Origin of the sequence: Xanthomonas albilineans (genome assembly GCF_002939705.1) — a bacterium.
In the GTDB taxonomy this organism is placed as follows: Bacteria; Pseudomonadota; Gammaproteobacteria; order Xanthomonadales; family Xanthomonadaceae; genus Xanthomonas_A; species Xanthomonas_A albilineans.
Window position 1 is genome coordinate 1 of record NZ_MDCB01000033.1, and the last position, 5517, is coordinate 5517.

The following is a 5517-nucleotide window of genomic DNA, read 5'->3' on the forward strand; positions in this document are numbered from 1 at the left end:
TTTGGCTTTTGATGGTGCAATAAAAAATCCCCGTCTTTTAGGGACGGGGATTAGGGGTGAAGCCCCTGGCGATGACCTACTCTCGCATGGCTTGAGCCACACTACCATCGGCGCAGCTGCGTTTCACTTCCGAGTTCGGGATGGGATCGGGTGGTTCCACAGCGCTAATTTCACCAGGGAGACGGTTGGAGTGTCGCCGTTGTCGTTCGGTACTGTTTTTATGGGTACCGAGGACGGGATGGCGCCAGCCTCTCATGGGGTGTGATGTAGCGAGCGATTGTGAAGCATTCGACGTGTGTCGTGCTAAGGGATGCTTTGGAAGCACCTTGAGGTTATATGGTCAAGCCGCACGGATCATTAGTATCAGTTAGCTCAATGCATTGCTGCACTTACACACCTGACCTATCAACCACGTAGTCTACATGGTTCCTTTAGGGGACTTGTGTCCCGGGAGATCTCATCTTGAGGCGCGCTTCCCGCTTAGATGCTTTCAGCGGTTATCGCTTCCGAACATAGCTACCCGGCAATGCCACTGGCGTGACAACCGGAACACCAGAGGTTCGTCCACTCCGGTCCTCTCGTACTAGGAGCAGCCCCTCTCAAATCTCCAACGCCCATGGCAGATAGGGACCGAACTGTCTCACGACGTTCTGAACCCAGCTCGCGTACCACTTTAAATGGCGAACAGCCATACCCTTGGGACCGACTACAGCCCCAGGATGTGATGAGCCGACATCGAGGTGCCAAACACCGCCGTCGATATGAACTCTTGGGCGGTATCAGCCTGTTATCCCCGGAGTACCTTTTATCCGTTGAGCGATGGCCCTTCCATACAGAACCACCGGATCACTAAGACCTACTTTCGTACCTGCTTGATCCGTCGATCTTGCAGTCAAGCACGCTTATGCCTTTGCACACAGTGCGCGATGTCCGACCGCGCTGAGCGTACCTTCGTGCTCCTCCGTTACTCTTTAGGAGGAGACCGCCCCAGTCAAACTACCCACCATACACGGTCCCCGATCCGGATTACGGACCTAGGTTAGAACGTCAAGCACGACAGGGTGGTATTTCAAGGATGGCTCCACCACAGCTAGCGCCATGGTTTCATAGCCTCCCACCTATCCTACACAGACGAACTCAACGTTCAGTGTAAAGCTATAGTAAAGGTTCACGGGGTCTTTCCGTCTTGCCACGGGAACGCTGCATCTTCACAGCGATTTCAATTTCACTGAGTCTCGGGTGGAGACAGCGCCGCTGTCGTTACGCCATTCGTGCAGGTCGGAACTTACCCGACAAGGAATTTCGCTACCTTAGGACCGTTATAGTTACGGCCGCCGTTTACTGGGGCTTCGATCAAGAGCTTCGCCTTGCGGCTGACCCCATCAATTAACCTTCCAGCACCGGGCAGGCGTCACACCCTATACGTCCACTTTCGTGTTTGCAGAGTGCTGTGTTTTTGATAAACAGTCGCAGCGGCCTGGTTTCTGCGACCCTCTTCAGCTATAGCTCGCACGAGCCACCAAAAAGGGTGCACCTTCTCCCGAAGTTACGGTGCCATGTTGCCTAGTTCCTTCACCCGAGTTCTCTCAAGCGCCTGAGAATTCTCATCCTACCCACCTGTGTCGGTTTACGGTACGGTCTGCGTAAGCTGAAGCTTAGGAGCTTTTCCTGGAAGCGTGGTATCAGTGACTTCGTCTCAAAGACTCGTCTCGGTGCTCGGTCTTAAAGGACCCCGGATTTGCCAAGGATCCAAACCTACCGCCTTTCCCCGGGACAACCAACGCCCGGTACACCTAACCTTCTCCGTCCCTCCATCGCACTTACGCGAGGTGCAGGAATATTAACCTGCTTCCCATCGACTACGGCTTTCGCCCTCGCCTTAGGGGCCGACTCACCCTGCGCCGATTAACGTTGCGCAAGGAAACCTTGGGCTTTCGGCGTGCGGGTTTTTCACCCGCATTATCGTTACTCATGTCAGCATTCGCACTTCCGATACCTCCAGCAGACTTCTCAATCCACCTTCGCAGGCTTACGGAACGCTCCTCTACCGCGCATCGCTTAACGCGATGCACCCCAAGCTTCGGTTCACTGCTTAGCCCCGTTAAATCTTCCGCGCAGACCGACTCGACCAGTGAGCTATTACGCTTTCTTTAAAGGGTGGCTGCTTCTAAGCCAACCTCCTGGCTGTCTATGCCTTTCCACATCGTTTTCCACTTAGCAGTGAATTTGGGACCTTAGCTGTGGGTCTGGGTTGTTTCCCTTTTCACGACGGACGTTAGCACCCGCCGTGTGTCTCCCATACAGTCCGTCTCGGTATTCGGAGTTTGCAATGGTTTGGTAAGTCGCGATGACCCCCTAGCCATAACAGTGCTCTACCCCCGAGAGGATACATATGAGGCGCTACCTAAATAGCTTTCGAGGAGAACCAGCTATCTCCGGGTTCGATTAGCTTTTCACTCCTAATCACACCTCATCCCCTACCTTTGCAACGGGAGTGGGTTCGGGCCTCCAGTCAGTGTTACCTGACCTTCACCCTGGGCATGACTAGATCACCCGGTTTCGGGTCTACTGCCCGCGACTATGCGCCCTTATCAGACTCGGTTTCCCTTCGCCTCCCCTATACGGTTAAGCTTGCCACGAACAGTAAGTCGCTGACCCATTATACAAAAGGTACGCAGTCACTCTTACGAGCTCCTACTGCTTGTACGCACACGGTTTCAGGATCTATTTCACTCCCCTCTCCGGGGTTCTTTTCGCCTTTCCCTCACGGTACTGGTTCACTATCGGTCGGTCAGGAGTATTTAGCCTTGGAGGATGGTCCCCCCATGTTCAGACAGGGTTTCACGTGCCCCGCCCTACTCGTCTTCACTGGTATGGCCCTTTTAAATACAGGGCTATCACCTTCTATGGCCAACCTTTCCAGGTTGTTTTTCTAAAACCATACCAGCTTAAGGGCTAGTCCCCGTTCGCTCGTCACTACTTAGGGAATCTCGGTTGATTTCTTTTCCTCCGGTTACTTAGATATTTCAGTTCACCGGGTTCGCTTCCAGCAGCTATGAATTCACTGCAGGATACTGCCGAAGCAGTGGGTTTCCCCATTCGGACATTGCCGGATCAAAGCTTGTTGCCAGCTCCCCGACACTTTTCGCAGGCTGCCACGTCCTTCATCGCCTCTGACCGCCAAGGCATCCACCGTGTGCGCTTATTCGCTTGACCATATAACCTCAAGTTGCCTCAAGGTCATATCCAGTCCAGGGGTACAAAGCCCGGACGCGAACTATAACGACTCAATTTTAGGGACTCGAAGTCCCCGCCTTAGCCACAACGACACGTCGAGAGTATTGTTCTCAAACGTTCGCTACATCACTAATTATTAAAGAACACGACCCGGCCTCAGCGCCGAATCATTCAAATTCTTCGTGTGCGATACATTCAGAGTGGTGGGTCTGGGAGGACTCGAACCACCGACCTCACCCTTATCAGGGGTGCGCTCTAACCACCTGAGCTACAGACCCAAAGTCGTCATCAGTGGTGGAGCCAGTCGGGATCGAACCGACGACCCCCTGCTTGCAAAGCAGGTGCTCTCCCAGCTGAGCTATGGCCCCGGTATTTCGGGGTGTTCCGCCCCATGGCGAAACTCTCTGAATGCAGGTTACTTGTGAGGACGCCTGACAGATGAAGCTGTCATGCTCAAAAGGAGGTGATCCAGCCGCACCTTCCGATACGGCTACCTTGTTACGACTTCACCCCAGTCATCGGCCACACCGTGGCAAGCGCCCTCCCGAAGGTTAAGCTACCTGCTTCTGGTGCAACAAACTCCCATGGTGTGACGGGCGGTGTGTACAAGGCCCGGGAACGTATTCACCGCAGCAATGCTGATCTGCGATTACTAGCGATTCCGACTTCATGGAGTCGAGTTGCAGACTCCAATCCGGACTGAGATAAGGTTTCTGGGATTGGCTCACTCTCGCGAGTTTGCAGCCCTCTGTCCTTACCATTGTAGTACGTGTGTAGCCCTGGTCGTAAGGGCCATGATGACTTGACGTCATCCCCACCTTCCTCCGGTTTGTCACCGGCGGTCTCCTTAGAGTTCCCACCATTACGTGCTGGCAACTAAGGACAAGGGTTGCGCTCGTTGCGGGACTTAACCCAACATCTCACGACACGAGCTGACGACAGCCATGCAGCACCTGTCTCACGGTTCCCGAAGGCACCAATCCATCTCTGGAAAGTTCCGTGGATGTCAAGACCAGGTAAGGTTCTTCGCGTTGCATCGAATTAAACCACATACTCCACCGCTTGTGCGGGCCCCCGTCAATTCCTTTGAGTTTCAGTCTTGCGACCGTACTCCCCAGGCGGCGAACTTAACGCGTTAGCTTCGATACTGCGTGCCAAGTTGCACCCAACATCCAGTTCGCATCGTTTAGGGCGTGGACTACCAGGGTATCTAATCCTGTTTGCTCCCCACGCTTTCGTGCCTCAGTGTCAGTGTTGGTCCAGATGGCCGCCTTCGCCACAGATGTTCCTCCCGATCTCTACGCATTTCACTGCTACACCGGGAATTCCGCCATCCTCTACCACACTCTAGTTGCCCAGTATCCACTGCAATTCCCAGGTTGAGCCCAGGGCTTTCACAACGGACTTAAACAACCACCTACGCACGCTTTACGCCCAGTAATTCCGAGTAACGCTTGCACCCTTCGTATTACCGCGGCTGCTGGCACGAAGTTAGCCGGTGCTTATTCTTTGGGTACCGTCAGAACAATCGGGTATTAACCGACTGCTTTTCTTCCCCAACAAAAGGGCTTTACAACCCGAAGGCCTTCTTCACCCACGCGGCATGGCTGGATCAGGCTTGCGCCCATTGTCCAATATTCCCCACTGCTGCCTCCCGTAGGAGTCTGGACCGTGTCTCAGTTCCAGTGTGGCTGATCATCCTCTCAGACCAGCTACGGATCGTCGCCTTGGTGGGCCTTTACCCCGCCAACTAGCTAATCCGACATCGGCTCATCTATCCGCGCGAAGCCCGAAGGTCCTCCGCTTTCACCCTAAGGTCGTATGCGGTATTAGCGTAAGTTTCCCTACGTTATCCCCCACGAAAAGGTAGATTCCGATGTATTCCTCACCCGTCCGCCACTCGCCACCCATGGTATTGCTACCACTGTGCTGCCGTTCGACTTGCATGTGTTAGGCCTGCCGCCAGCGTTCACTCTGAGCCAGGATCAAACTCTTCACTTAAAACTGCATGCCCGAAGGCAAAAGCTTTGATATGCAGAGTTCAAACCAAGCTTACGTATCGCTTGCTTAGCAATTGATTTGTTGCTCTTGATTCGAACGTCTGCAAGATGGACAGATTCCACCTGCAGGCGCCCTCACAAGTTACCTGCGCACACTGTCAAAGAACTTCGGGGTGGCCTCAGCGCCTTCCCTTTTTCGCCCCGACGTTTCCGTCGAAGTAAGCCGCCCATCATAGCGGACTTTTTCTTGCCGTCAACACCTCCGTTCGAGGTTGCTGAC

Annotated in this window: 2 tRNA genes and 3 rRNA genes; all 5 read right to left on the minus strand. The window is 54.0% G+C overall.

Going from position 1 to position 5517, the window contains the following annotated elements:
- Positions 1 to 63: 63 nt before the first annotated feature.
- Positions 64 to 178, minus strand: a 5S ribosomal RNA gene (gene rrf / locus XalbCFBP2523_RS15400).
- 158 nt (positions 179 to 336) lie between these two features.
- Positions 337 to 3216, minus strand: a 23S ribosomal RNA gene (locus XalbCFBP2523_RS15405).
- A 222-nt stretch (positions 3217 to 3438) separates the two neighbouring features.
- A tRNA-Ile gene (locus tag XalbCFBP2523_RS15410) sits at positions 3439 to 3515 on the minus strand.
- A gap of 14 nt (positions 3516 to 3529) precedes the next feature.
- Positions 3530 to 3605: transfer RNA gene (locus XalbCFBP2523_RS15415), tRNA-Ala, on the minus strand.
- Positions 3606 to 3693: 88 nt separating this feature from the next.
- Positions 3694 to 5238, minus strand: a 16S ribosomal RNA gene (locus XalbCFBP2523_RS15420).
- The 16S, 23S and 5S rRNA genes sit together here with 2 tRNA genes alongside, the layout of an rRNA operon.
- Positions 5239 to 5517: the final 279 nt, after the last annotated feature.